Here is a 23699-nt window from a genome sequence, read left to right as displayed (position 1 = left end):
GGCAAAACTTTCATCACTGCTAATTCTGTGCGGGGGGGGGGGCAAATTATTTGCTTACCTTGCCTTTTTCAAAAAAGTGCGTGAGTTAAAAGGGAAGTTGAAGAAATAAAAAGAATGCAATCTATAATCCAAAATCTACTTTGATTCTAAACTTATAGATTGCTGCGAATGCTACGCATTCTCGCAATGACAAAAACCACTATGTCCTTGCAAGCGAAATGAAGCAATCTTTGCTTTAAGGGTATAGATTAAACTTGCTCGCAAGGACAATTAAGATATAATTCCCTAAATGAGATAAAACAAGGAAAATTATGCGACAAACGATTGATGTCTTAAAGGCACATAATGAGTTAAAAATCATCACAGAACCCTTAGATGTAGAATTGGAGATTCCACATTTAGCATATTTAGAAGTCAAGCGTAAGGATTCCAAAGCTCTGCTTTTTACAAATCCTGTTGATAAGGCAAACAAAATCAATTATGAAACACCCGTGCTTATGAATCTTTTTGGCAGTTTTTCTCGCGTGCAGTTGCTTGTGGGTGATACGCGAGGAATCGCGCAAGAAGTTGCAGAGATGATTAAGCTAAAACCTCCAAAATCTTTGAAAGACGCATTGAAGTTTGCGCCAAAAATGCTCAATTTACGCTTTTTAGCCCCAAAGATTTTGAAAGAAAAGGGTTTGTGTCAAGAAGTGATTTGCACAGGAGCAGAAGTCAATCTTAATGCGATTCCTGTGCTTAAAACTTGGAATGAGGACGGCGGGAGATTTATCACGATGGGGCAGTGCTACACACAAAGCCTAGATGGCAGTGTGCGAAATCTCGGTATGTATCGGCTACAAGTCTATGATAAGAATCATCTAGGATTGCATTGGCAGATTCATAAAGATAGTGTGGGCTTGCTAGAAGAATACCATAAGGCAAACAAAAGAATGCCTGTGAGTATCGCAATTGGCGGAGACCCTCTTTATAGTTGGTGTGCTACTGCACCTTTGCCTTATGGCTTGTTTGAATTAATGCTCTATGGATTCATTCGCAAAAGTCGGGCAAAAATGGTACGTTGTGTGAGTAATGAAATCTGTGTGCCTTACGATGCTGACTTCGTGATTGAGGGATTTGTAGAGCCTACAATGCGTGATGAAGGGCGATTTGGAGACCATACGGGATTTTATACTCCCATTGAGCCTTATCCTGTGCTAGAAGTTAGTACAATCACACACAAGAAAAATCCTATCTATCTCGCAACGGTCGTAGGTAAGCCACCTTTGGAAGATAAGTATCTAGGATTCCCAACGGAGCGGATTTTTTTACCACTTTTGCAAACTACAACACCGAATTTGATAGATTATTATATGCCTGAAAATGGAGTGTTTCATAATTTGATTTTGGCAAAGATTAAGGCGCGTTTCCCGCACATTGCGCAGCAGAGTATGCATGCCTTTTGGGGAGTAGGGCAAATGAGCTTTGTAAAACACGCGATTTTTGTTGGAGAGAATGCGCCGAGTTTGCAAAGTGCAGAGATTGTCCCTTTTATTTTGAATCGTTTTTGCGTAGAAAATTGTCTAATGAGTGAGGGGGTGTGTGATGCCCTAGACCACGCTTCGCCTAGTTTTGCTCAAGGAGGCAAATTAGGTTTGGATTGCACACGTTCTTTAGAAGTAGAAAGTGAATTAGAATTACTTGATGAGCAGCAATTATATGGAATCTTAAGCGAGATTTTAAGCCCTAGTGGTCAAGTCCAAAGTGTCCGACAAATTTATAAGGAGACAAAGAATCCTATCGTATTGGTAGGAATCCAAAAACAAGAAAGCCTCAAAAAAGCGTTTCTAGCATTGGAGCAAGCAAGTTTAGAAAGTCTAAAGGGCGCGCCAATGAGCGCAGAATCTTATTTAAAAAATATAGAATTATTGCAAAAATCTATGCGTATTGTTGTGATAGTAGATGCGGCAAAAAATGATTTAAATAATCTTTATATGTTGCTTTGGCGTGTAGTTAATAATATAGATGTAAAACGTGATTTAAAGATTATCGGGAAAACTTTGTTGCTTGATGCGTGCGACAAAGACACGCGCGATAGTTATATGCGTGAGTGGCCCAAAGAAACAGATTGCTCCCGTGCAGTATTGGAACGATTGGAATCACTCGGGCTATTAAGTGATTTTGGGGATTTGGAGAGTTTTTATCGCACTTTTCATATTGACAAATCTTACCATTAAACAAAATGTGAAGTTTTACTTGACAATTTTTAAGTAGAATTTGAAGTATTAAATTTGTGAAACTTAAAAAGGCTAAATAATGAATGCAAAGGTGCAAACAAAAATAGAGAGTAAAACGCGTAAAAATTGGTTGAAAAATCTAAAATCAGAGATTATGGAGTTGCGCTGTAATGGACTAGAGGATAGTGTGATTAAGAAAAATATGCACAAGAAGTTTCGCGAATATTCCAGTGTCATTGAACTTGTAGTGGGGTTTGTGTTTTTTATACTTTTGCTCAATCTTGCGGGTTTTGGGTTGCATATTGGCTATGCAGTTTTGATGTGGGAAGCGCATATTTATGAGTTTAGTGTGAATTTCTCCCCGTATGTTTCAATGATAATTTTTGGAATCTTATGTGTTGTGCTGGTGGGGCTTTTTATCTTTTGGTTGCAATTCTTTGTGGATTTTTTGGTTTTTTATAAGACACTCAATGATGTTTTGGAGGAACAATTTTATCTAAAACTCATCAAAACTTTTTTGACTTTGGGTTTGATTGGATTTGTTGTTTTTATGGTGATGATATTTTTTGTAGGAATGCAGATTTCAGAGGTTTATGGTATGCCATTGGGGCGCGGTCTTTATGAGATTTTAGAGGAAGTGTTTGATTGATAGAGGTTGGGATTTGTAAAGAGCTAGAACTTGCACGATTTGTTAAGGCGGGTGCATATTTGCAAAGTGGAAATGCAGAAGTATTGCTACCTAATAAATATTTACCCCAAAGCGCAAAAGTAGGGGATAAAATCCTAGTATTTCTCTATACGGATTCGCAAGATCGTCCCATAGCCACGACTTTAACACCTAAGGCGCAAAGGGGTGAAATTGCGGTTTTAAAGGTGGTAGATAAAAGTAATTTTGGTTGTTTCTTGGATTTGGGAATCGCTAAAGATGTATTTATGCCGACCAAAACGCCTCAAAAGTATCCTTTGGGCAGTGAAGTGGTGGTATTTTTGAGCGTGGATAGAGAGAATCGCTTGATAGCAAAGGAAAATATTAAACCTTATTTGAGTAATTTTTGCGAGAAATTAAGTAGTTTCAAGGTTGGATTTAAGGTTAAGATTCTACCCTTTAGAATCTCACCTTTGGGCTATGAGTGTGTTATTAATGGTGTAAATTTGGGGTTGCTTCATCAAAATGAAGTGTTTGAGGAATTGCCACTTTGTCGCGAACGTGAAGGATTTATCAAGCGCATTTATTCTAATGGCAAATGTGATTTGAGTTTAAAGAATCCTAGAGAAAAAAGCTCTGATTTGCAAGAGGGCAAAAAGGTATTGGAGATTCTGCGACAAAAAGGCGGGAAGCTCGCATTGCACTATGATAGCAATCCTCAAGAGATTCAATCTCTATGCTCTATGAGTAAAAAAGCCTTTAAGCGCGCTTTAAGTGTTTTACTTCGAGAAAACAAAATCACGCTTAACCCAAAAGTCGGCATTGAATTAAAGTAGGACAAGAGGATTACACATTTGCAGTGTTTCTTTTTGTATCATTAAAAGCGATAAGAATATAGAAAATTTTCCATAAAAAGTAATAGAAAATTTGACTTTTTATAAATTCTAGTGCTATTTTATAAGCAGGATTTGTAACAATCTTTTGCGCTTTTTATCGGATTTATTTTTAAATTTTAAGAAAACTATGTTAGGATACACAAGAAAGTTTTACAATTTAAGGATTTGCGCGTGTCTCATTTGGATATTTCTCATCCCTATTTTGGCGTATTTGTGATTTTTGTTTTTACTTTTGGAGCGTTTTTAATGACAACATTTCTTTCAAGATTTGTTGGACGCAAGCTAGCTAATAAAACAACCCAAAAGCTAAAATTAGCCCCTTATGAATGCGGTTTAGCCCCTACAAAACAACCCAATAGAATCTCATCGCAATTTTATATTATGGCGTTGTTGTTTATTCTTTTTGATGTGGAAATTATTTTTATGTTTCCTTGGGCGGTAGATTTTAAAGTGCTTGGTTTGTTTGGTTTTATTGAAATGATTTTGTTTGTATTGTTGCTTGTAATTGGTTTTGTTTATGCGTGGAGAAAAGGAGCATTACAATGGCAGAGCATGAAGTAGATTATCTCAAGAGCGGAGGCTTGCCCATTGCCTTAACGAGTGTAGATAAATTATTGAATTGGGGGCGCAGTAACTCGCTGTGGGCAATGACTTATGGATTGGCGTGTTGCGCAATTGAAATGATGGCAACAGGAGCAAGTCGCTATGATTTTGATAGATTCGGTACGATTTTTAGAGCAAGTCCGAGACAAAGTGATGTGATGATTATTGCAGGTACGGTTACGAAAAAGCACGCGCAATTTGTCAGACGCTTATACGACCAAATGCCTGAACCCAAATGGGTGATTTCTATGGGAAGCTGTGCAAACACAGGCGGAATGTTTAATACTTATGCCACAGTGCAAGGGGTGGATAGAATTATACCAGTAGATATTTATTTACCCGGCTGCTCTCCTCGCCCAGAGACTTTGCAATATGCCCTAATGGTGTTACAACAAAAAATCCGCAAACAAAAGTCCAATCGCGCGCAATCTCCCAAGCGTCTAGTATAAAGGAATGATATGAGAAAGTATAAGCCAAAAAGCAATGCGCAAAAAGAAGTCTATTACAAAGATAGATTCTATGTCGCTCCAAAGATTCCAAGAGAGCCTGTAACAAATGACGCGGTTTATAGTGCAGATATAGAAATTTTCGGCAAACAGGTAAAGATTATGGAATCTTATCTTGAGCGCGGGACATTAGTTATATGGGTAGAAAAAGATTCTATTTATCGTGCGTTGGCGACTTTAAAGTCAATGGGTTATGATGTCTTGAGTGAGTTGAGCGCAATAGATTATTTAGAGCAAAAAGGCGGATTTGAAGTTTTCTATCAAATGCTTTCTATGAGCCGCGCTAGACGTTTGCGTGTGAAGACTTTTTTGCGCAAAAATGAAAAAATAGAATCCGTAACGGGATTGTTTCGTAGTGCGGATTGGAGCGAACGTGAAATGTATGATATGTTTGGGATTCTCCCCTTAGGACACCCTTATCCTAAACGCATTTTAATGCCCGATGATTGGGTAGGACACCCTTTGTTAAAAAGCTATCCTCTACAAGGCGATGAAGCGGCACAATGGTATGAAGTGGATACGATTTTTGGGAAAGAATATCGTGAGGTGATTGGCGCAGAGCAAAGAGATTCCGCACGAATTGATCGCTATGATTCCACACGTTTTTCTCATCTAGGCTATGAAGTAGAATATGGACAAAAAATAGAAGAAGGAGCAGAAAAACCGCAGCCTATTGCTTATCAAGAGGAAGAGGGTGTGTTGTTTGTAACGAAGTTAAAGCCAGAAAACACCAAAGAGCTAAAAGAGAGGAAGTAAGATGCAACAACCCAATAAATTAATGCCATTTTATGAAAATATTGCTTTTGACCGCATTAGTGATAATGCAATGGTGGTGAATTTTGGTCCTCAACACCCGAGCGCACACGGGCAGTTACGTTTGATTTTAGAGCTTGAGGGTGAAAAAGTCATCAAAGCAACGCCAGATGTGGGGTATTTGCATCGTGGAATGGAAAAAATGGCAGAAAATATGATTTATAACGAGTTTTTGCCTACAACTGATAGAATGGATTATATTGCCGCAAGTTCTAATAACTATGCCTTTGCATTGAGTGTGGAGAAATTATTGGGTGTGGAAGTGCCTAGGCGCGCAAAAGTGATTCGCACGATGCTTTTGGAACTTAATCGTATCATTTCGCATCTTTTTTGGTTGGCTACACACGCATTAGATGTAGGCGCGATGAGCATTTTCTTGTATTGTTTTAGAGAACGTGAATTTGGAATTGATTTAATAGAGGATTATTGCGGGGCAAGATTGACGCATTCTAGTGTGAGAATCGGAGGTGTGCCGCTAGATTTGCCACAGGGTTGGATTGAAAAACTCAAGGCATATTTGGAATTGTTGCCAAGTCAGATTAAGCTTTATGAAGGAATCTTGAGTGAAAATAGAATTTGGCGTATGCGATTAGAAAATGTCGGGGTCGTCAGTCCTGAAATGGCAAAAAGTTGGGGATTGAGCGGTGTCTTGCTGCGAGGAAGTGGAATCGCGTGGGATATTCGCAAGGAAGAGCCTTACGAAATGTATGAGGAATTAGAATTTGATGTGCCTGTGGGAGAAAGCAATGATAGTTATGGGCGCTATTTACTGTATATGGAAGAAATCCGCCAAAGTATCCGCTTGCTTTATCAGTTGATTGAGAAGTATCAAGGGACAGATTCTTTGATTATGTGTGAGGATACACGTTATTTTTCTGCACCAAAAGAACAAATTATGACGCAAAATTATTCTTTAATGCAGCATTTTGTCCTAGTTACACAAGGAATGCGCCCACCGGTAGGGGAAGTGTATGTACCGACAGAATCTCCTAAGGGTGAGCTTGGATTTTTTATTCGTTCAGAGGGTGAGCCTTATCCTTATCGTGTCAAAATGCGAACTCCAAGCTTCTTCCATACAGGGGTTTTGCAAGATTTATTGCCCGGACATTATTTGGCAGATGTTGTAACAATTATTGGAAATACCAATATCGTATTTGGGGAGATTGACCGATGAAACGTTTTGATTTGCGCCATTTAAAGAATGATTTTTGTCCGCGTTTGGAAGCTATTTTAAACCAAGAGTTAGAGGTTGGGGAAGTAGGAATCTTTTTGTTTGAAGTCTTGGATTTTGATAATGTCCAAAAAAGCGCGGATTTGGTTCAAAAAAGCGGAAATACCCTATTAAACTCCTTGCGATTCAATGAGGTAGATTGGACAATTGTAGTCAGAAAAGAAACATTAGAGGTTGCCCAATGAGTATTCTAGTGGAATCTTTTTTGGCAAATGGGGGAGAGGCGAAATTTATGGAATCGTTGGAGAATGATATATTGAAAGGCAAAAATCTTTTGTTATTTGGTGGTTTCGTTGAGGAATTTGCTTCTGCATTGAAACAAAAAGGAATCAATTTGAGCTCTTTAGAATCCCAAAAGAATCCCAATCCCCCTTACGCCTTTTTGCTTCATCCTTTGAATTTCAATCCTTATCCAAATCTTTCGCATTTTCTTTATGAAGTGGGTTGCGAGGAAGCAATTGTTGCCTTACTTGCCAATGTGTTTTATAATGTCTATGGGGGAGATTCGGAAGTACAAGGCTTTGTGCAGTCTTTGGATATAGGCAATCTTGCTTCGGAATGTAATTTATCGGAGGAGGAATTAGAGCAAATTGCACGAAGCCTTGTATTGCAAACGAGCGTTATTGTTTTAGGCAAGGATTTGAGCACCCATAAAAGAGCGCGGAATATCGGGAGAATTTTGGCACTTTTTTGCAAAGCATTCCCATCAATAGAAATAGTATTTTTAGAATCCACATCCAAAGATTCAATGATACCTCAAAGGGAAGCCGTAGAATCGCTAGAGGAATTAGAATGCTATGATGGATTGGTGGCATATTTGCAACAAAAGCCGCTTACAGAACCAATTTTGGAAGTTTCCAAGCAGTTTAGCCAAGTGGGTAAAATACAGGAAAACAGCGCAATCAAAGTGCAGTTTTTAGAATCCCAAAAAGAAATGGAAGCAAAATTACATCACAATGCAGACTTAAAAGGTATGGTTGGGATTCTGTGGATTCCACAAGCATTTGATTTAAAGAATGATTGGGATTTGAATGATACTTTTTGCTATAAAAAAGTCAAAGTAAGCAAGGTGGCGTAATGGAAAAAATAAAAATAACAATTGATGGTTGTGAGATTCTTTGTGAGGAGGGGGAGAGTATCCTCAATGCTGCACGCGCCAATGAAGTGTTTATCCCGGCGATTTGCTATCTTTCTTGTGCATCGCCCACGCTTGCTTGTAAAATGTGTATGGTAGAAGCCGATGGTAAGCGTGTGTATGCGTGTAATGCAAAAGTCAAAGATGGAATGCAAATCTTTGTCAATACTCCAGAGATTGAGGCAGAACGCAAGGCGATTATGCAGACTTATGTTGTCAATCACCCTTTGCAATGCGGTGTGTGTGATAAAAGTGGCGAATGTGAATTACAGAATTACACACATTATGTGAGGGTAGATGAGCAAAACTATGCAATGAAAGATGATGATAAGAAATTTGGCGCGTGGGGGCAGGCAGTCTATGACCCGAATCTCTGTATCGTGTGCGAACGTTGCGTAACGCTCTGTAAGGATAAAATTGGTAAAGCACACATTAAAGCTCAAAAACGTGAAGGGGATATGCCTCCTAAGGAATACAAGGAGAGTATGCCAAAAGATGCTTATGGCGTTTGGACTAAATCCAAAAAATCTCTCATTGGCTTAAATGGTGTGGAATCTGAAGCTTGCGGAGATTGTGGCGAATGCGTGAGTGTGTGTCCGGTGGGTGCATTGACTATAAAGCATTTCCAATATCGCTCCAATGCGTGGGAGCTAGAGAAGATTCCAAGCACTTGCGTGCATTGTGGGAATGGCTGTGCAATCACTTACGAAGTCAAGCAACAGGGAATCGGAGGAAATGAAAAGAAAGTTTATCGCGTCAGTAGTGATTGGAACTTTTCTACCCTTTGTCCAGCGGGAAGATTGGCATTTGATATAAACAATCAGAAAGTAAAAAAAGATAAAATGTCTTTTAATGCAAGCATTGCGGCTTTTAAAGAAGCGCAAACAATTAGCTTTGCCGGGAATCTAAGCAACGAGGAAGCCTTGATTTTGCAGCATTTAAAAGAAAGATTCGGCTATAAATTAGTCTGCAAAGAGGTTTATCCTTTTAAAGCATTTTTGGATTCTTTTACGAAAGTTAGTGGCTCATTGGGTAATGCGAGTCAAAAAGACATTACCAAAAGCACTTTTGTGATGTGTTTTGGTGGGGCGTTGAGTTATGATATGCCTGTGATTACCCATAGTATCAATAATGCAATGAAGCAAAACAAAGGCGCAAATTTAGCCTATTTCCACACGATGCAAGATGTGGTTGTGAATCGTTTTGTCAAATCTGCTATCAATGGAATCTACAAGCCAGATAGCGAGGAGGCTTTGGCGTTATTGCTTGCAAGTGTGTGTATTCCAAAAGAGCAAATGCCAATCTCTTTAAAGGCTCAAGTGGAACATTATGAACGCAAAGAAATGCAGACGATAACAAAAGAAGTCAAGAAAAAAGTCAAAGTCAAAGAATTAGATAAAGAAGGAAATGTGCTCTTAGATGAAGAGGGTAATGAGAAATTCATAGAAAAAGAAGAAACAGAAAACATAAGCCAAGAAGTGGAAATCCTAACAAGTGCGTTATATGAATATTGTGGCGATTCTATTAGGGATTCCATAGAGGCGACAAAAAAAGCCTTAGAGGAAGCAAAGAATCCTGTTTTAATTATCGGCTTTGATGTGTATCGTGCAAAAAATGCGCATAATATCGCGAGGATTTTGGGCTATATTGAAAATCTAAGCGAAGTCAAGATTCTGTTGCTTCCGCCGAGCACAAACGCGCTTGGAATCTCTTTGATTTGTGAGTTAGATAAAGAAAAAGTGGGTTATAGCATTGGTTATAATGTGGAAGGAAACTATAAAATTGGCGTAGGTGCAGAAAATGCGCTTCAAATGCCTTATTTGAATGAACAAGAGGGCACACTCGTCAATGTGGATAAACGCGTTGTGCCATTAGCTCCCGCAACGCCTTATAATGGATATGAACTCAATGATATTGCCAAAGCTTTGGGATTAGAAAGTGAATACACAATAGATTATACGCCAGAATTACCGATAGAAAAAGGCTTTAAAAGTGTAGAATATGATGATTTGAAATTCGGATTTTTAAATGATGGCTCTGAAATTCGTGGATATTTACTAGGCGTGCATTTCCCAAAAGAACCTTTGGAGATTTCACCCGTAGAATTAGCGGAGTTAGAATCCTATAATCTTTACGCACGCAATGCAGTAGCGCATTTCTCAAAAAGCACTCTGCAATCTTTGTATTTGGATTCCAAAAATGGCTTACAATTGGGCGAAGAATATGCTAAGAAGCTTGGGGTTCAAGCAGGAGAAACGATAGAAGTGCGCTTCGCAAATGGGGAAGTGATAGAGGCTTTAGCAATCATTGATAAGGGAATGGTAGGTGAGTTTGCGGCACTTGGCGTGTGCGGATTGGAGGAATTTAAATTCTTCCCAATGACGCGTTATGCAAATGTTTCTTTAAAGGTTTGATTATGAATTATATCATTGAAACACTGATTAAAATTCTGATTGTAGTGCTAATTTTTTCGGCATTAGCGGGTTTTACAACTTATGTAGAGCGTAAGATTTTAGCGTTTTTTCAACGTCGTTTAGGTCCAATGATGGTTGGACCTTTTGGGGTTTTGCAAATTTTAGCTGATGGGATTAAGCTTTTTACCAAAGAAGATATTGTGCCTAGTGGCGCAAATCGTATTATTTTTAGAATCGCACCGACAATTACTGCTGCTACGGCTTTTATCGCAATGGCTCCTATCCCGTTTTTTCCTGAATTTGAACTTTTTGGATATACAATTGCGCCAATTATTTCTGACATTAATGTAGGGATTCTGTTTGTGCTTGGTGTTGGTGCTGCTGGTTTATATGGTCCCTTACTTGGAGGCATTAGCGCAAATAGTAAATGGTCAATTTTGGGAGCGGCTAGGACGGCGGTGCAACTCCTTAGCTTTGAAGTTGTTTCGGGATTATCGCTTTTAGCACCTTTAATGTTGGTTGGTTCTTTGTCTCTGATTGATATTAACAATTATCAAGAGGGCGGAATCACGAATTGGTTGGTATTTTCACAACCTTTGGCTTTTGTATTGTTTTTGTTTGCGGGTTATGCAGAGTTGAATAGAACCCCCTTTGATTTGTTAGAGCACGAAGCAGAAATTGTCGCAGGATATGCGACAGAATACGCGGGAATGCGTTGGGGAATGTTTTTTATCGGCGAATATGCGAGTATGATTTCATTGTCTTTTGTTGTGTCTTTAATTTTCTTGGGAGGCTTTAATCCTCTTGGATTCATTCCCGGTGGAATCGCGATTCTCCTAAAAGTTAGTTTTCTCATCTTTTTGTTTATGTGGGCAAGAGCAGCCTATCCTCACGTGCGTCCAGACCAATTAATGGGGCTATGTTGGAGGGTATTATTCCCACTTGCGCTTTTGAATGTTTTTATTACGGGGCTTGTATGCTTAGGAGGTGGAAATTGAGTAAATATGTCAAAATCGTTGAGCAAACACCTTTATTGAGCCATACTCAAAAATTTGTAAGATTCTGGAATCGCGCCTTAAAGGGTGAATTATTTATAGGTTTATGGCTTGTGTTTAAAGAGTTTTACAAAGCACAAATCCACACAGTGCAATATCCAATGGAGAAATTACCACTTAGCCCACGTTATCGTGCAGTGCATGAACTCAAACGTTTGCTTGAAAGTGGCAATGAGCGATGTATTGGCTGCGGATTGTGTGAGAAAATCTGCGTGGCAAATTGTATTCGTATGGAAACAGGATATGGAGAGGACAAGCGCAAAAAAGTCTTTGAATATAGTATCAATTTTGGGCGATGTATTTATTGTGGATTGTGTGCGGAGGTTTGCCCAGAGCTTGCGATTGTGCATGGTAAAAGATATGAAAACGCAAGTGAGCAAAGAGCGTCTTTCGCACTTAAAAATGATATGCTTACTCCTATTGATAGGGTATTAAAGGGACAAGAATCCGAATTTTTGGGTGTCGGGAGCGTGAGCATAGATGCAGATAAACGCATTAAAGCCACTCCTTTAAAATATTTAGAGGATTCTAACGCACAAGAATCTAGCAAAGAAGTCAAACAAAAGGAGGAAATAAATGCTTGAAGCCATTGCGTTTTATACATTTTGCGCACTAACATTGGCGATGTTTTTGATAGTCGTTACGACACGAAATATCCTTTATGCCTTGAGTGCATTGGCGGCAGGAATGATTTTTGTCTCTGCATTTTTCTTTTTGCTTGGAGCAGAATTTTTGGGAGTTGTGCAAATTGTTGTTTATACCGGAGCAGTCATCGCACTTTATGCCTTTGCGATGATGTTCTTTGATACTCAAAAGTTACAAAACGAAAAAATTTCCAATCCAAAAGTTTTGTTTATTTTAAGTGGAGTTGGCGCATTGTTGCTCGTCATTGTAATGGTTGCACCTATTATCACGCAGAATCTGACGAATTTAGAAGCCACGATTCCGTTGCAAGAGGGAATCGGAAATGTGCAAATGATAGGCTATGTGCTTTTTACAAAGTTTTTGATTCCTTTTGAGATTGCGGCGATGATGTTGCTTGTCGCAATGATTGCGGGAATTGTGCTAGCAGGCAAAGGAATGCGTTATTCTTTAACCTTAAACGAGCAAGCACCTAAGGGGGATGAAAATGATAACGCTTAATCATTATTTAATTTTATCAAGTCTTATGTTTGTCATTGGTGTTTTTGGAATGCTTAGGCGCAAAAATCTACTAATGTTATTTTTCTCCACAGAAATTTTATTGAGTGCTGTTAATGTGGGATTAGTTGCTGTTGGAAAATATCTTGGAGATTTAAATGGGCAAATGTTTGCGTTTTTTATTCTTGCCGTAGCAGCAAGCGAAGTTGCTATTGGAGTTGGGTTGTTGATTGCTTGGTATAAGAAGCATCATACGTTAGATTTAGACAAACTACAAATTATGGAAGGCTAGGGTATGGAAGCGATTTTATATACCGCATTGTTTGCGCCATTAGTAGGTTCGTTGTTTGGGATTCCATTTGCTTCGAAACAAAAGTTTATAGGGGTTGGAATCTTTGCTTCTTTAATGCTTGGTTGTTCGTTTTTAGCTTCTTTATTGCTCTTTGTTCATACTGCACAAGGCGGGATTGTCAAAGTTGTATTAATGGATTGGATTGGAGCAGGGGGGCTTTATATTCCTTTTGGATTCTTGGTAGATAGTGTGAGTGCAACGATGATGTTGGTCGTAACGCTCGTATCCTTGTGTGTGCATATTTATTCCATTGGTTATATGAGCCACGATAAGAGTTTTAATAGATTCTTTGTTTATCTAAGTGCCTTTGTCTTTTCTATGCTCATTTTGGTAATGAGTGATAATTTCGCAGGATTGTTTATCGGCTGGGAGGGTGTAGGACTTTGCTCTTGGATGTTGATTGGATTTTGGTATGAACGCGATTCCGCCTCTTTTGCGGCAAACGAAGCCTTTATTATGAATAGAATCGCAGACCTTGGAATGCTACTTGGAATCTTTTTGATTTATTGGACTTTTGGCACTTTGAATTATGAAGAAGTTTTGAGTAGCGTGTATGAAGCACCCAAAGGGATTTTGATTGCTATGGGTGTTTTGCTCTTTGTGGGTGCAATGGGGAAAAGTGCCCAATTCCCTTTGCATACTTGGCTAGCCGATGCGATGGAAGGACCTACTCCTGTTTCTGCATTAATCCACGCGGCGACAATGGTAACAGCGGGGGTTTATTTGGTGATTCGTGCGAATCCACTTTATGCAATGATTCCAGAGATTGGCTTTTTGATTGCAAGTCTTGGCGCATTTGTTGCGCTCTTTGCAGCCACGATGGCATTGGTGAATAAAGATTTAAAACGCATTATTGCATATTCTACCCTCTCACAATTGGGTTATATGTTTGTTGCTGCGGGCTTAGAAGCCTATTGGATTGCACTTTTCCATTTAGCAACGCACGCGTTTTTCAAATCCTTATTATTCTTGGGAGCGGGGAATGTAATGCACGCAATGCACGATAAATTAGATATTTCTAAAATGGGAGCACTCTATCGCCCGTTAAAATATACTGCAATTTTAATGATTCTAGCTTCCATTGCGTTGGCGGGAATCTATCCATTTTCTGGGTTTTTCTCCAAAGATAAAATCCTAGAAGCAGCATTTGGTTCGGGAGCTTATGTTTTGTGGGGAGCATTGTTGTTGGGCGCATTTTTAACTGCATTTTATAGTTTTAGATTGATTATGCTTGTATTTTTTGGAGAGAAAAAGCACGAGGAGCATCCTCACGAGGCTTATTCTTATATGCTTTATGCAATGTTGCCATTAGGGATTTTAGCGGTGTTTGCAGGATTTTTTGAGCCAAACTTTCATCATTTTGTAATGCAGACTTTGCCTGATTTTAATGCCAATTTAGAATCTCAAACGATTTGGAATCTCATTCTCCTTACCTCGTTTGTGGCTTTGTGTGGGATTGCCTTTGCTGTATTGAAATATCGCAAAGGTGGTTTTTCTCCCAAATGGCAAGAAACATTCATTTATAAATTCTTGAGCAATCAATATTATATCCCCTACATTTATGATAAATTGTTCATTCAAAATTACATTAGGCTCTCTAAAATCGCTTGGCTTGGAGATAAGCATGTGATAGATTTTATTGTGGATAGAATCGCAAGATTCCTTAATAGCAGTGGTGAAAGTATGCAATGGATTCAAGGTGGAAATCTTTCTAAAATGTTGAAAATTATGTTTTTTGGCGTGGTAGTTTTATTGCTACTTGTATTTATTTATAGGGAGGGCGTATGGACTACCTTTTAACTTTACTCATCTTTTTTCCATTGGTTGGAGCAATTTTAGCTATTGGTATCAAAGAGAATCTTAAAGCCTATGCAGTGGTTATTAGCCTGATTGAATTAGGATTGACGTTGCTTTTATGGTATAGCTTTGATGAAAGCTCCGATGGATTCCAATTTGTAACCTCGCTCCCTTTGGTAATGAATTTTGGCATTAGCTATCTTGTGGGTGTCGATGGAATCTCCCTCTTTTTGATTGTGCTAAGTGCGTTTATTAGCTTCATTGGGTTGATATATCTTAACGAAAGTCAAGAAACCAAAAAGCTTATCATCTCTCTTTTGTGTCTTGAAAGCATTATGATTGGCGTTTTTTGTGCATTGGATATGATTTTGTTCTATATTTTCTGGGAACTTTCTTTAGTGCCGATGCTTTATATCATCGGTGCTTGGGGGAGTGGCAGTAGAATCTATGCCGCAGTGAAGTTTTTTCTTTATACCTTTTTAGGTTCTATGATTATGCTAATTGGGATTCTGTTTTTAGCCTATTATTATTTTAGCGTGAGTGGTGTTTGGACATTCTCTCTTTTGGAATGGTATAGTCTAAGCGTGATTCCAAAAAACTTACAAATGTGGTTATTTATTGCGTTTTTTTGTGGTTTGGCAGTCAAAGTGCCTATGTTTCCATTCCATACTTGGTTGCCTTATGCGCACGGACAAGCCCCGACAATTGGTTCTATCATTCTTGCAGCAGTGCTTCTAAAAATGGGAACTTATGGCTTTGTGCGCTTTTCTTTGCCACTTTTTCCCGATGCAAGCGTTGCACTCTTAATGCCTGTTGCGATTCTTTCTTTGATAATGATTATTTATGGGGCAATGGTGGCTTTTGCTCAAGAGGATATGAAACAAGTCGTTGCTTATAGCTCTATTTCGCATATGGGTGTCATTATGATTGGAATCTTTGCACTCAATATAGAGGGGATTTCTGGGTCAGTATTTTTTATGTTAAGTCATGGAATCATTAGTGGCGCACTCTTTATGCTCGTGGGAATGATTTATGAGAGGCGGCATACCAAACTTATCGTTGAGTTTGGTGGAATCGCAAAGGTAATGCCCCATTATGCCGCAATTTTTGGAATTATGATGATGGCTTCAGCGGGATTGCCTCTTACAATGGGATTCGTGGGAGAGTTTTTATCTTTGCTTGGATTCTTTCAGGTTTCGCCGATTTTGACAGGAATCGCAGGGATTAGCATTATTGTAGGCGCAATTTATATGCTCAATCTCTATCGTAAAACATTTTATGGAAAGGTTGCCAATCAAGAAAATTTGAAATTGCAAGATTTGGATAAACGCGAATGGAGTGCTTTATTATCATTGGTTGCTGTTGTGATTTGGCTTGGTGTTTATCCTAAGCCTATTTTAGCTCCTATCAATAAAGGCGTAGAAAATATGCTTGGGGTAATGTATTCTCGCACCACCACTCCAGAAGCTCAAGGTTTTTTTGCGATAGAGATGATAGAAGTGCCAAATTCTCCACAAGAAGAAAATCTGCCAAATGCCGAAAATCTTGAAAATTTAGAGGATACAAAAGTATTAGAGGAAATAAAAGAATTATTGCAAAATTCTCAAGAATCTTTGCAAGAGGAGGGAAAGTAGATGTTAGAAATTTTTAGTGTTCCATTAGAGAGTTTAAATATTTTTAGTATCTTTCCTATGCTAGTTGCAATTGTAGGGGGACTTTTGATTTTGGTTGTGGATATGTGCCTAAAAAGCACCAATAAACAACTCTACACAATGCTTGCAATTTTGTTCTTGGGTCTTGATTTGGGTTATATTATGTTTTTTGGCATAGGTAGCGAATCTAGAGCCTTTTTTGATTTGATTTTAATTGATGGAATCGCACTTTTAGGACAAGTCATCATTCTCATTGCGGCAATTTTATTTGTGCCTTTGACTTTGAGTTACAATAGATTCCACGAATTTGCTTATCCGGAATATTACGCACTCTTTTTGTTTATGTGCGCAGGATTCCAATTTATGGTCAGCAGTGATCATTTGATTGTAATTTTTTTAGGATTAGAAACCGCCTCGCTTGCGCTTTATACGCTCATTGCAATGCACAATAGAGCCACTGCATTTGAAGCAGCCATTAAATATTTTACAATGGGTTCTTTGTCGGCTGGTTGTTTTGCTTTTGGCTCAATGTTGCTTTATGCAGCCACTGGGCATTTGGACTTGGAGGGGATTCGGATTGTCTTAGAAATCAACGATTATCAGCCCGCTTATTTGGTATTGAGTGGAGTAGTATTCTTTATTGCCTCTATTGGTTTCAAAGCATCTTTAGTGCCATTCCATACTTGGACGCCCGATGTTTATGAGGGTTCTAATTCCTTTCTTGCTGGCTTTATGTCTATTGTTCCTAAAATTGCAGCCTTAGTGGTTGCGATTAGAATCTTTGATTTTTTTATGGAACTTGTATGGGTGCATAATATTTTTTATTTTCTCATTGTGATTACGATGACTTTGCCTAATCTTGTGGCACTCGTGCAAAAAGATGTGAAACGTATGCTAGCATATAGCTCTATTTCTCACGCGGGTTTTGCGTTTAGTGCAGTGTTGATTGGTGGATTACAAGCATATAGTGCGTTATTTTTATATTGGATATTGTTTCTTTTTACGAATCTCGGAATCTTTGCGATGTTATGGATTTCTCGTACCAAAGAGCAAATTTGGGATAAACGTTATGACCATTCCTATGAAAAATTTTCAGGACTTATTAAGCTTTGCCCATTAGCAGCGGTGATTATGGGATTATTTATGCTTTCTCTTGCAGGGATTCCGCCTTTTTCTGTTTTTTGGGGCAAAGTTTATTTGATGAGTGCGGCAATTAATGGAGGCTATCTATTTCTAGCTTTTGCAATGGCAATTAATAGTGCGATTGCGGCTTATTATTATTTGAAACTCATTGTTTATATGTTCTTAAAAGACCCTTTGATTAGTGATGGGAGCATTTATTCACAAAATGCGACCTTGCCACTCAAGATTGTCATAGGAATCGCAACGCTTTATGTTTGTTTCTCTGCATTTTTTGTAGATGGGTTGTTAGCTGGAATCGTAGAGTTTTGTAATAATGCTTGGATTCCAAGTTGCCAAAGACTTCAGTAGAAGTCTTGGCTTCTTTGAATTTGTCTTTCATTTAAAGTTTTTATCCCATTGGTTTAAAACTTTTCACAAAAGTCAAATTATCAATTTCGTATTATAAAAAATAGATTGGTTTTAAATCCCCATCTCATCTATTGCAATTTTAGGTTGTTTATATATAAATTTATATAATGACAAATGTTAAATAAATCTTGACTTTTTAGCGTGAAGCGACTAAAATGCGAACTTAAGATTGAATAGGGTATTCAATAATATTCAAATTATCAAATGTTATGAGGAAATATGAATCCGTCTATTAATCTCAATACCGAATCTTTACCGCTTGGAAATTTGCTATTAGACAAACAAGAAAGTAATTACCAACTGAAACTCTCCATACTGAATAAAATGCAAGAAATTATAGATGATTTTACATTGGAGAATAGTAGAGAAACACAGGTTGGCGCAAGTCTTGCGATTCTTTATGCCAATGAGGCAGAGGGAGTGATTCCGCAAGTAGTGCAAGATTTCTCTAGGCTGGCACAAGAACATTTTGAAGTTTGTTTGCTGAATTTAGAATCGCTAGAAAACTTCAGCGGATATTTTGGCGCGTTTAGTGCGAAATTAAATGAGGAACAAATAGTAAAATTTGCGCAAGCCGTGTTGTTTGTGAATGAAGAGGAATTGTTACGCTTTAGGGGCGTGTATAATGTGGCAGACTTTGAAAGTCCCGAAAGCTTATTGGAAAAATTACAAAAAAACATAGGCACTCATCCATACAAAGAGATGATTGGCTATCAGGAGAATGTTTGCCAATACCATCATCGTAGAGAAAAGCATTGCGCAAGGTGCGCTAGTGTTTGCCCAACCTTTGGTGTGAGCAATGAGGATACTTTAATGGAATTAGTTTTCTCTCCCATTGATTGTATTCATTGTGGTGCGTGTGTGGGAGTTTGTCCGACAAATTGCTTAGAATATGAGGAGCTTCCTAAAGAGGGCTTGGGAGAAATCATTAATCTTTTTAGAGGGCAAAAAATCTTTTTGTGTAGCTTGCAGGATTATAGAAATTTAGTCGCACAAAACAAAACTTTGCCTGCTGATTTTCTACCTCTTGTCTTGCCGAGTTTATCAATCTTAAATGAGAATGATTTATTAACTATGGTGCAAACGAGTGGATATGCGCTAGTTGTTTATACACAAGATTGCAGTGCTCCAATGGAGTTTTTAAACAATATCACGCAGCAGATTTATCAATGCAATGCTATTATTGCAGTGCAGCAATTAGAATCTTTAAGTAAAATTGCACAAGAATTGCCACAAATAGAATCTTATTTGTATCAGAATCGTTATAATAAACCTTATCGTGAATCTTTCACGCAACGTTTGCAATATATGATTAAAGAAAATGACTATGGCTTGGCTCAAAGTGTGCCCGCAACTCCTGCGCGTAAATCATCGGTTTTTTATGGTAAGGTCAAGATTGATACCTCAAAATGTACCCTTTGCCTCTCTTGTGTGGGGGCTTGCAATGTGAATGCTCTCTTTGCAAGGAGTGATGATTTTTCTTTGCGTTTTAATGCGAGTCTTTGCACAACCTGTGGATATTGCGTTGCATCTTGTCCTGAAGAGGCTATGGAGCTTAGCAAAGAGGGAATAATGCTGAATTCCAAGTCTTTTAAAAGTCAAGAATTAGCCAAAGATGAGCCTTTTTTATGCGTGGAATGTGGGAAAGTCTTTAGCACTAAAAAATCCATAGAAAAAGTAATGTTGCTTATCGGGGATTCCTTTGCTAGCGATTCTAAAAAATTAAAGACAATCCAATGCTGTCCAGATTGCAAAGTCAAGGTAATGCTTGATGTAGCAAGTGAAGTCAGAGGATAAGGAAAGTAAATGTTAGATAATTTGAGCGAACAAGAGCAATTAGATTTAAAGAATGCACGTATTTTGTATTATGATTTCTTTAATGGCTTGTTGGTTTTTGAGATGTTAGAGGAACGTGTCGGGATTGCCAAAGAACAATTAGCGATTCTGCTTAATGCGCCACTCAATCAAGAGGCAGAGGGGAGTATGCTATTGCTCAAGCAAGAATTAGAGAATAATGGAATCAAAAATATCAAAGAGGAGTTTTCTCGTCTTTTTGCGCTGCCTTTTGGAGAGAAACAAGTCGGTATGCACCTCTCACATTATTATGAGAATTGTATCAACGGACAATCTCTGCTTAAAATGAGAGCTTTAATGAAGCAAAGTAATGTGCGTGTAAATACAGATAGCTTTAAAGAAACAGAGGAACATTTGGGATTCCTTTGTGGCTTTATGCGTCATTTGTTGGAAGTGGGTAATGCAGAGCTAGCAAAAGAAGTTTTTTTATTTAGTCAAAAAGCCTTTTTGGGTTTGGTTGAGGAAATAAAAATGCGTAAAGATGCGAAATTTTATCTAGCCATTGCACTTATCTTGGAATCTTTTATCAAGTTTGAAAAGGAGTTTTACGCAGTATAGTAAGAAATAGGAAATGGCAAAAGGTAGTTTCACGAAGGTTCTTGATTCAAGATTCTTCGTGGGATTATCCCAAATCTTAAATAAGGAGCCATTATGGAAAAGAATAGGCGAGAGTTTTTAAAAACTACCGCAAAAACTTCCGTAGCAGTCGTAGGTGCGAGTATTGCACTAGCAGGCTGTGGCAAAAAAGGCACAAGTGAGAATCTCGTGCGCGGCAAATCGCCCAAAAAAGAGATTCTTTACCAAAAAACACCGCAATGGGATTTATATTATTCTGTTGCAAAATAAAAAGCGAGGTGAAAAATGAGCGAAACAATTAAAAGACGCAATAGCAGACGTGCGTTTTTGAAAATGACCGCTCTTGGAAGCTTAGCTAGCGCAAGTATTGCATTAGGAAATGACACACAAAAAACTATGCGTCAAGCAACTACACAAGAGTTGAAAGAAAGGTATCCAGAGTCTAAAAAAGTCAAAACAATTTGCACCCATTGTTCTGTGGGTTGTGGAATCGTAGCTGAAGTAGTCGATGGCGTTTGGGTGCGACAGGAAGTTGCGCAAGACCACCCAATTTCTCAAGGTGGGCATTGCTGCAAGGGTGCAGACTTGATTGATAGAGCAAGAAGTGAAACGCGTTTGCGCTATCCGCTAGAGAAAAAAGATGGCAAATGGGTTAGACTTAAATACGATGAAGCAATGGATAAAATTGCGGCACAACTTAAGCAAATCCGAGAGGAAAGCGGACCAGATGCAGTAATGTTTCTAGGCAGTGCAAAATGTTCTAATGAGCAAAGTTATTACATTAGAAAATTTGCAGCATTCTTTGGGACAAACAATATAGACCATTGTGCTCGCGTTTGACACAGCCCAACAGTTGCCGGTGTGGCAAATACATTTGGGTATGGTGGTATGACAAATCACCTTGGCGATATGCAGTTTGCTAAATATATTTTGGTTATTGGTGCGAATCCAGCGGTAAATCACCCTGTTTCTATGGTGCATATTTTGCGCGCAAAGGAAAAAGGTGCAAAACTCGTGTGTATTGACCCACGATTCACTAAAACCGCAGCAAAATGTGATGAATTTCATAGAATCCGCAGTGGGACAGACATTGCCTTTGCGTATGGCTTATTGAATCACATTATTGCTAAAAAACTCTATGATGAGCAATATCTCAAAGACAGAGTCGATGGCTATGAGCTTATTATGGAAGAAGCAAGGAAATTTACTCCTGAAGTTGCAGCAGATGTGTGTGGAATCCCAGCAGATGCGATTCGTCATATTGCAGAGGAAATGGCAAGCGCAAAACCTGCAAGTTTGATTTGGAATCAAGGTTTGACACAGCACACTGTGGGAACAAGCAATACGCGTATTATGCCGATTCTACAAATGTTCTTAGGAAATATTGGTAAAAATGGTGGTGGCGTGAATATCTTGCGCGGGCACGACAATGTGCAAGGTGCTTCCGATATGACAAACCTTGCGGATTCTTTGCCGGGATATTATGGGCTTGGTGAGCCAGCTTGGAAACATTTCTGCCGACATTGGAAAGTAGATTATGATTGGATGGTTTCTCGCTTTAAAGATAAAGAAATGATGGGGAAAACCGGATTCGCGCATTCTACTTGGAAATTTGGCGTGTTAGATGATGAAAATATGGAAAATAATGCGGGCACTAAATTGCGCGCTCTAGTTGTTATTGGTTCAGGTATGACAACGGTGTCTTTGCTAGACTTGCAACGCAAAGCAATGGACAAGCTAGACTTGGTTGTTTTCGTAGATCCTTATGTTAATGACTTGGCAATTTATGGAGATAGAAAAGATAATCTATTCTGCTTGCCTGCGGCTTCTCAAATGGAGACAAGCGGCAGTGTTGCAGCGACAAACCGCAGTTATCAATGGCGTTCTAAAGTAATGGAGCCTCTCTTTGAATGTCGTCCTGATGAAGAATTTTTATTTGGAATGGCGGAGAGATTAGGATTCCTAGAAGAATTCCAACGCAGACTTTATGATATTGCGAAATCTAAAGGAAGAGATAAGTTTGTATGGCCAGAAGATGCGACAGTGGAATTGACACAAAGTATCCGAAGTATTGGATTGCAAGGTATGAGTCCTGAACGATTGAAAGCACACCAAGAAAATTGGCATATGTTTGACAAAGTTACGCTTGAGGGCACAGGACCATTTAAAGGGGATTATTATGGCTTGCCTTGGCCTTGTTGGAGCGACAAACACCCCGGAACGCCTGTAATGTATAATGACCAAATTCCTGTAATGCGTGGCGGAATGGGATTCCGTGTGAATTGGGGCGTTACAAATCCTAGTGGTCAAAGTATGCTAACTCCTCGTTCCTTGCCAGATGCAAAATATAGTGGCGGACACGCTCCTGTAACTGCGGCAAATGCGGAATCACTCGGCATTAAGCTCACAGAGGCAGAAAAGGAAGCAATTGGCGGAACTAGCTTTGCTATGGGATTTGGTAACAATATCCTTGTAGAAAAGGCGTTAGAGCAAGGACTTTGCCCTTATGGTAATGGGAAAGCAAGAGCGAATGTGTGGAATTGGTATGACAAGATTCCATTGCACCGTGAGCCTTTGCATTCTGTGCGTGGAGATTTGGTTGATAAGTATCCCAACTTCCCTGATAAGAAAAACCATTTCAGGGCGAATATCAAATACCGCAGTCGCCAAAAAGAACTCGGTGAAAATAAAAATTGGGTAGATGAATTCCCTGTGAATATGCTTAGTGGTAGGCTTGTAGCGCATATGGGAACAGGTGCGGAAACAAGAAGTGCGAAATATCTAGCAGAAGTTGAGGGTGAAATGTTTGTAGAGATTCACCCCGATAAAGCCGCAGAGATGAATATCAAAAACGGCGATATGCTTTGGGTATATGGCACAATGGATACACGAATCCTCGTGCCTGCTAAGCTCTCCACAAGAGTGGATTACAATAGTGTTTGGTTGCCACAAAACTTTTCGGGAATGGACCAAGGCAAATCACGACTTGAAATGTATCCAGAGGGCACAAAACCTTATGCGATTGGGGAATCTGCTTGTATGGTTGCAAGTTATGGATTTGATTACAATTCTGCTTGTCCAGAAACAAAATGTGGTTTGTGCCGCATAGAGAAAGCGTAAGGAGTGTCAAATGTTAGGAATGACGACTTATAGCTTAAAAAATACTAGGGGAGCACTTGCTGCTTACCCTAATCTTAAGGAGGGTAAGTTAAATCTTTGCTAAGGTGATTTCATAGGGATTCTATTTTGGTTTCTGTGGAAT

At 38.8% G+C, this 23699-nt stretch carries 21 protein-coding genes; all 21 read left to right on the top strand.

Features of this window, described 5'->3' with window-relative positions:
* Positions 1 to 311 precede the first annotated feature (311 nt).
* Positions 312 to 2216, top strand: a complete 1905-nt coding sequence (locus HDT10_RS06910; RefSeq protein WP_290881565.1) for a menaquinone biosynthesis decarboxylase — start codon at positions 312 to 314, stop codon at positions 2214 to 2216.
* A gap of 79 nt (positions 2217 to 2295) precedes the next feature.
* Positions 2296 to 2865 (top strand): hypothetical protein, encoded by a 570-nt coding sequence (locus tag HDT10_RS06905; RefSeq protein ID WP_290881563.1) that lies wholly within the window; start codon positions 2296 to 2298, stop codon positions 2863 to 2865.
* Positions 2862 to 3698, top strand: coding sequence for a S1-like domain-containing RNA-binding protein (locus tag HDT10_RS06900; protein WP_290881562.1), 837 nt, complete (start codon positions 2862 to 2864; stop codon positions 3696 to 3698). The genes HDT10_RS06905 and HDT10_RS06900 overlap by 4 nt, the downstream gene beginning before the upstream one ends.
* Positions 3699 to 3929: 231 nt before the next feature.
* Positions 3930 to 4319 (top strand): NAD(P)H-quinone oxidoreductase subunit 3, encoded by a 390-nt coding sequence (locus HDT10_RS06895; protein WP_290881559.1) that lies wholly within the window; start codon positions 3930 to 3932, stop codon positions 4317 to 4319.
* Positions 4301 to 4810, top strand: a complete 510-nt coding sequence (locus tag HDT10_RS06890; RefSeq protein ID WP_290881556.1) for an NADH-quinone oxidoreductase subunit B family protein — start codon at positions 4301 to 4303, stop codon at positions 4808 to 4810. Before HDT10_RS06895 ends, HDT10_RS06890 begins: the two co-directional genes overlap by 19 nt.
* A 9-nt stretch (positions 4811 to 4819) precedes the next feature.
* Positions 4820 to 5623 carry an NADH-quinone oxidoreductase subunit C gene (locus HDT10_RS06885; protein ID WP_290881553.1) on the top strand — a complete coding sequence of 268 codons (804 nt, stop codon included), beginning with the start codon at positions 4820 to 4822 and terminating at the stop codon, positions 5621 to 5623.
* A 1-nt stretch (position 5624) separates the two neighbouring features.
* The gene (nuoD, locus tag HDT10_RS06880) at positions 5625 to 6854 is read left to right on the top strand and encodes an NADH dehydrogenase (quinone) subunit D (protein ID WP_290881550.1); all 1230 of its coding nucleotides are present in this window, start codon (positions 5625 to 5627) and stop codon (positions 6852 to 6854) included.
* Positions 6851 to 7096, top strand: coding sequence for an NADH-ubiquinone oxidoreductase subunit E family protein (locus HDT10_RS06875; protein ID WP_290881548.1), 246 nt, complete (start codon positions 6851 to 6853; stop codon positions 7094 to 7096). Before nuoD ends, HDT10_RS06875 begins: the two co-directional genes overlap by 4 nt.
* Positions 7093 to 7989, top strand: coding sequence for a hypothetical protein (locus tag HDT10_RS06870; protein ID WP_290881546.1), 897 nt, complete (start codon positions 7093 to 7095; stop codon positions 7987 to 7989). Before HDT10_RS06875 ends, HDT10_RS06870 begins: the two co-directional genes overlap by 4 nt.
* A complete protein-coding gene (locus HDT10_RS06865) occupies positions 7989 to 10460 on the top strand; it encodes an NADH-quinone oxidoreductase subunit G (protein ID WP_290881544.1) in 2472 nt (823 codons plus the stop codon). The genes HDT10_RS06870 and HDT10_RS06865 overlap by 1 nt, the downstream gene beginning before the upstream one ends.
* The gene (gene nuoH / locus HDT10_RS06860; RefSeq protein WP_290881568.1) at positions 10460 to 11458 is read left to right on the top strand and encodes an NADH-quinone oxidoreductase subunit NuoH; all 999 of its coding nucleotides are present in this window, start codon (positions 10460 to 10462) and stop codon (positions 11456 to 11458) included. Before HDT10_RS06865 ends, nuoH begins: the two co-directional genes overlap by 1 nt.
* Entirely contained in the window at positions 11455 to 12099 is a 645-nt protein-coding gene (gene nuoI / locus HDT10_RS06855; RefSeq protein WP_290881540.1) for an NADH-quinone oxidoreductase subunit NuoI, read from the top strand. Before nuoH ends, nuoI begins: the two co-directional genes overlap by 4 nt.
* A complete protein-coding gene (locus tag HDT10_RS06850; protein ID WP_290881537.1) occupies positions 12092 to 12658 on the top strand; it encodes an NADH-quinone oxidoreductase subunit J in 567 nt (188 codons plus the stop codon). The genes nuoI and HDT10_RS06850 overlap by 8 nt, the downstream gene beginning before the upstream one ends.
* Positions 12645 to 12947, top strand: a complete 303-nt coding sequence (nuoK, locus tag HDT10_RS06845) for an NADH-quinone oxidoreductase subunit NuoK (RefSeq protein WP_290881535.1) — start codon at positions 12645 to 12647, stop codon at positions 12945 to 12947. The genes HDT10_RS06850 and nuoK overlap by 14 nt, the downstream gene beginning before the upstream one ends.
* A gap of 3 nt (positions 12948 to 12950) precedes the next feature.
* Positions 12951 to 14807, top strand: a complete 1857-nt coding sequence (nuoL, locus tag HDT10_RS06840; protein ID WP_290881533.1) for an NADH-quinone oxidoreductase subunit L — start codon at positions 12951 to 12953, stop codon at positions 14805 to 14807.
* Complete coding sequence (locus tag HDT10_RS06835; protein ID WP_290881531.1) at positions 14792 to 16438, top strand: NADH-quinone oxidoreductase subunit M; 1647 nt, start codon at positions 14792 to 14794, stop codon at positions 16436 to 16438. The genes nuoL and HDT10_RS06835 overlap by 16 nt, the downstream gene beginning before the upstream one ends.
* Positions 16439 to 17947, top strand: a complete 1509-nt coding sequence (nuoN, locus tag HDT10_RS06830) for an NADH-quinone oxidoreductase subunit NuoN (protein WP_290881529.1) — start codon at positions 16439 to 16441, stop codon at positions 17945 to 17947.
* A gap of 279 nt (positions 17948 to 18226) precedes the next feature.
* A complete protein-coding gene (locus HDT10_RS06825) occupies positions 18227 to 19804 on the top strand; it encodes a 4Fe-4S binding protein (protein ID WP_290881527.1) in 1578 nt (525 codons plus the stop codon).
* A gap of 9 nt (positions 19805 to 19813) precedes the next feature.
* Positions 19814 to 20419 (top strand): molecular chaperone TorD family protein, encoded by a 606-nt coding sequence (locus tag HDT10_RS06820; RefSeq protein ID WP_290881525.1) that lies wholly within the window; start codon positions 19814 to 19816, stop codon positions 20417 to 20419.
* Between the two features lie 93 nt (positions 20420 to 20512).
* Positions 20513 to 20707 (top strand): twin-arginine translocation signal domain-containing protein, encoded by a 195-nt coding sequence (locus HDT10_RS06815; protein ID WP_290881523.1) that lies wholly within the window; start codon positions 20513 to 20515, stop codon positions 20705 to 20707.
* 15 nt (positions 20708 to 20722) lie between these two features.
* Positions 20723 to 23557, top strand: a complete 2835-nt coding sequence (locus HDT10_RS06810) for a molybdopterin-dependent oxidoreductase (protein ID WP_290881521.1) — start codon at positions 20723 to 20725, stop codon at positions 23555 to 23557.
* The last annotated feature ends 142 nt before the right edge of the window (positions 23558 to 23699 follow it).

The organism is Helicobacter sp. (assembly GCF_014799995.1).
Lineage (GTDB): Bacteria > Campylobacterota > Campylobacteria > Campylobacterales > Helicobacteraceae > Helicobacter_D.
Note: the sequence above shows the minus strand (reverse complement) of the source record. Positions and strands in the feature narration are given on the sequence as shown.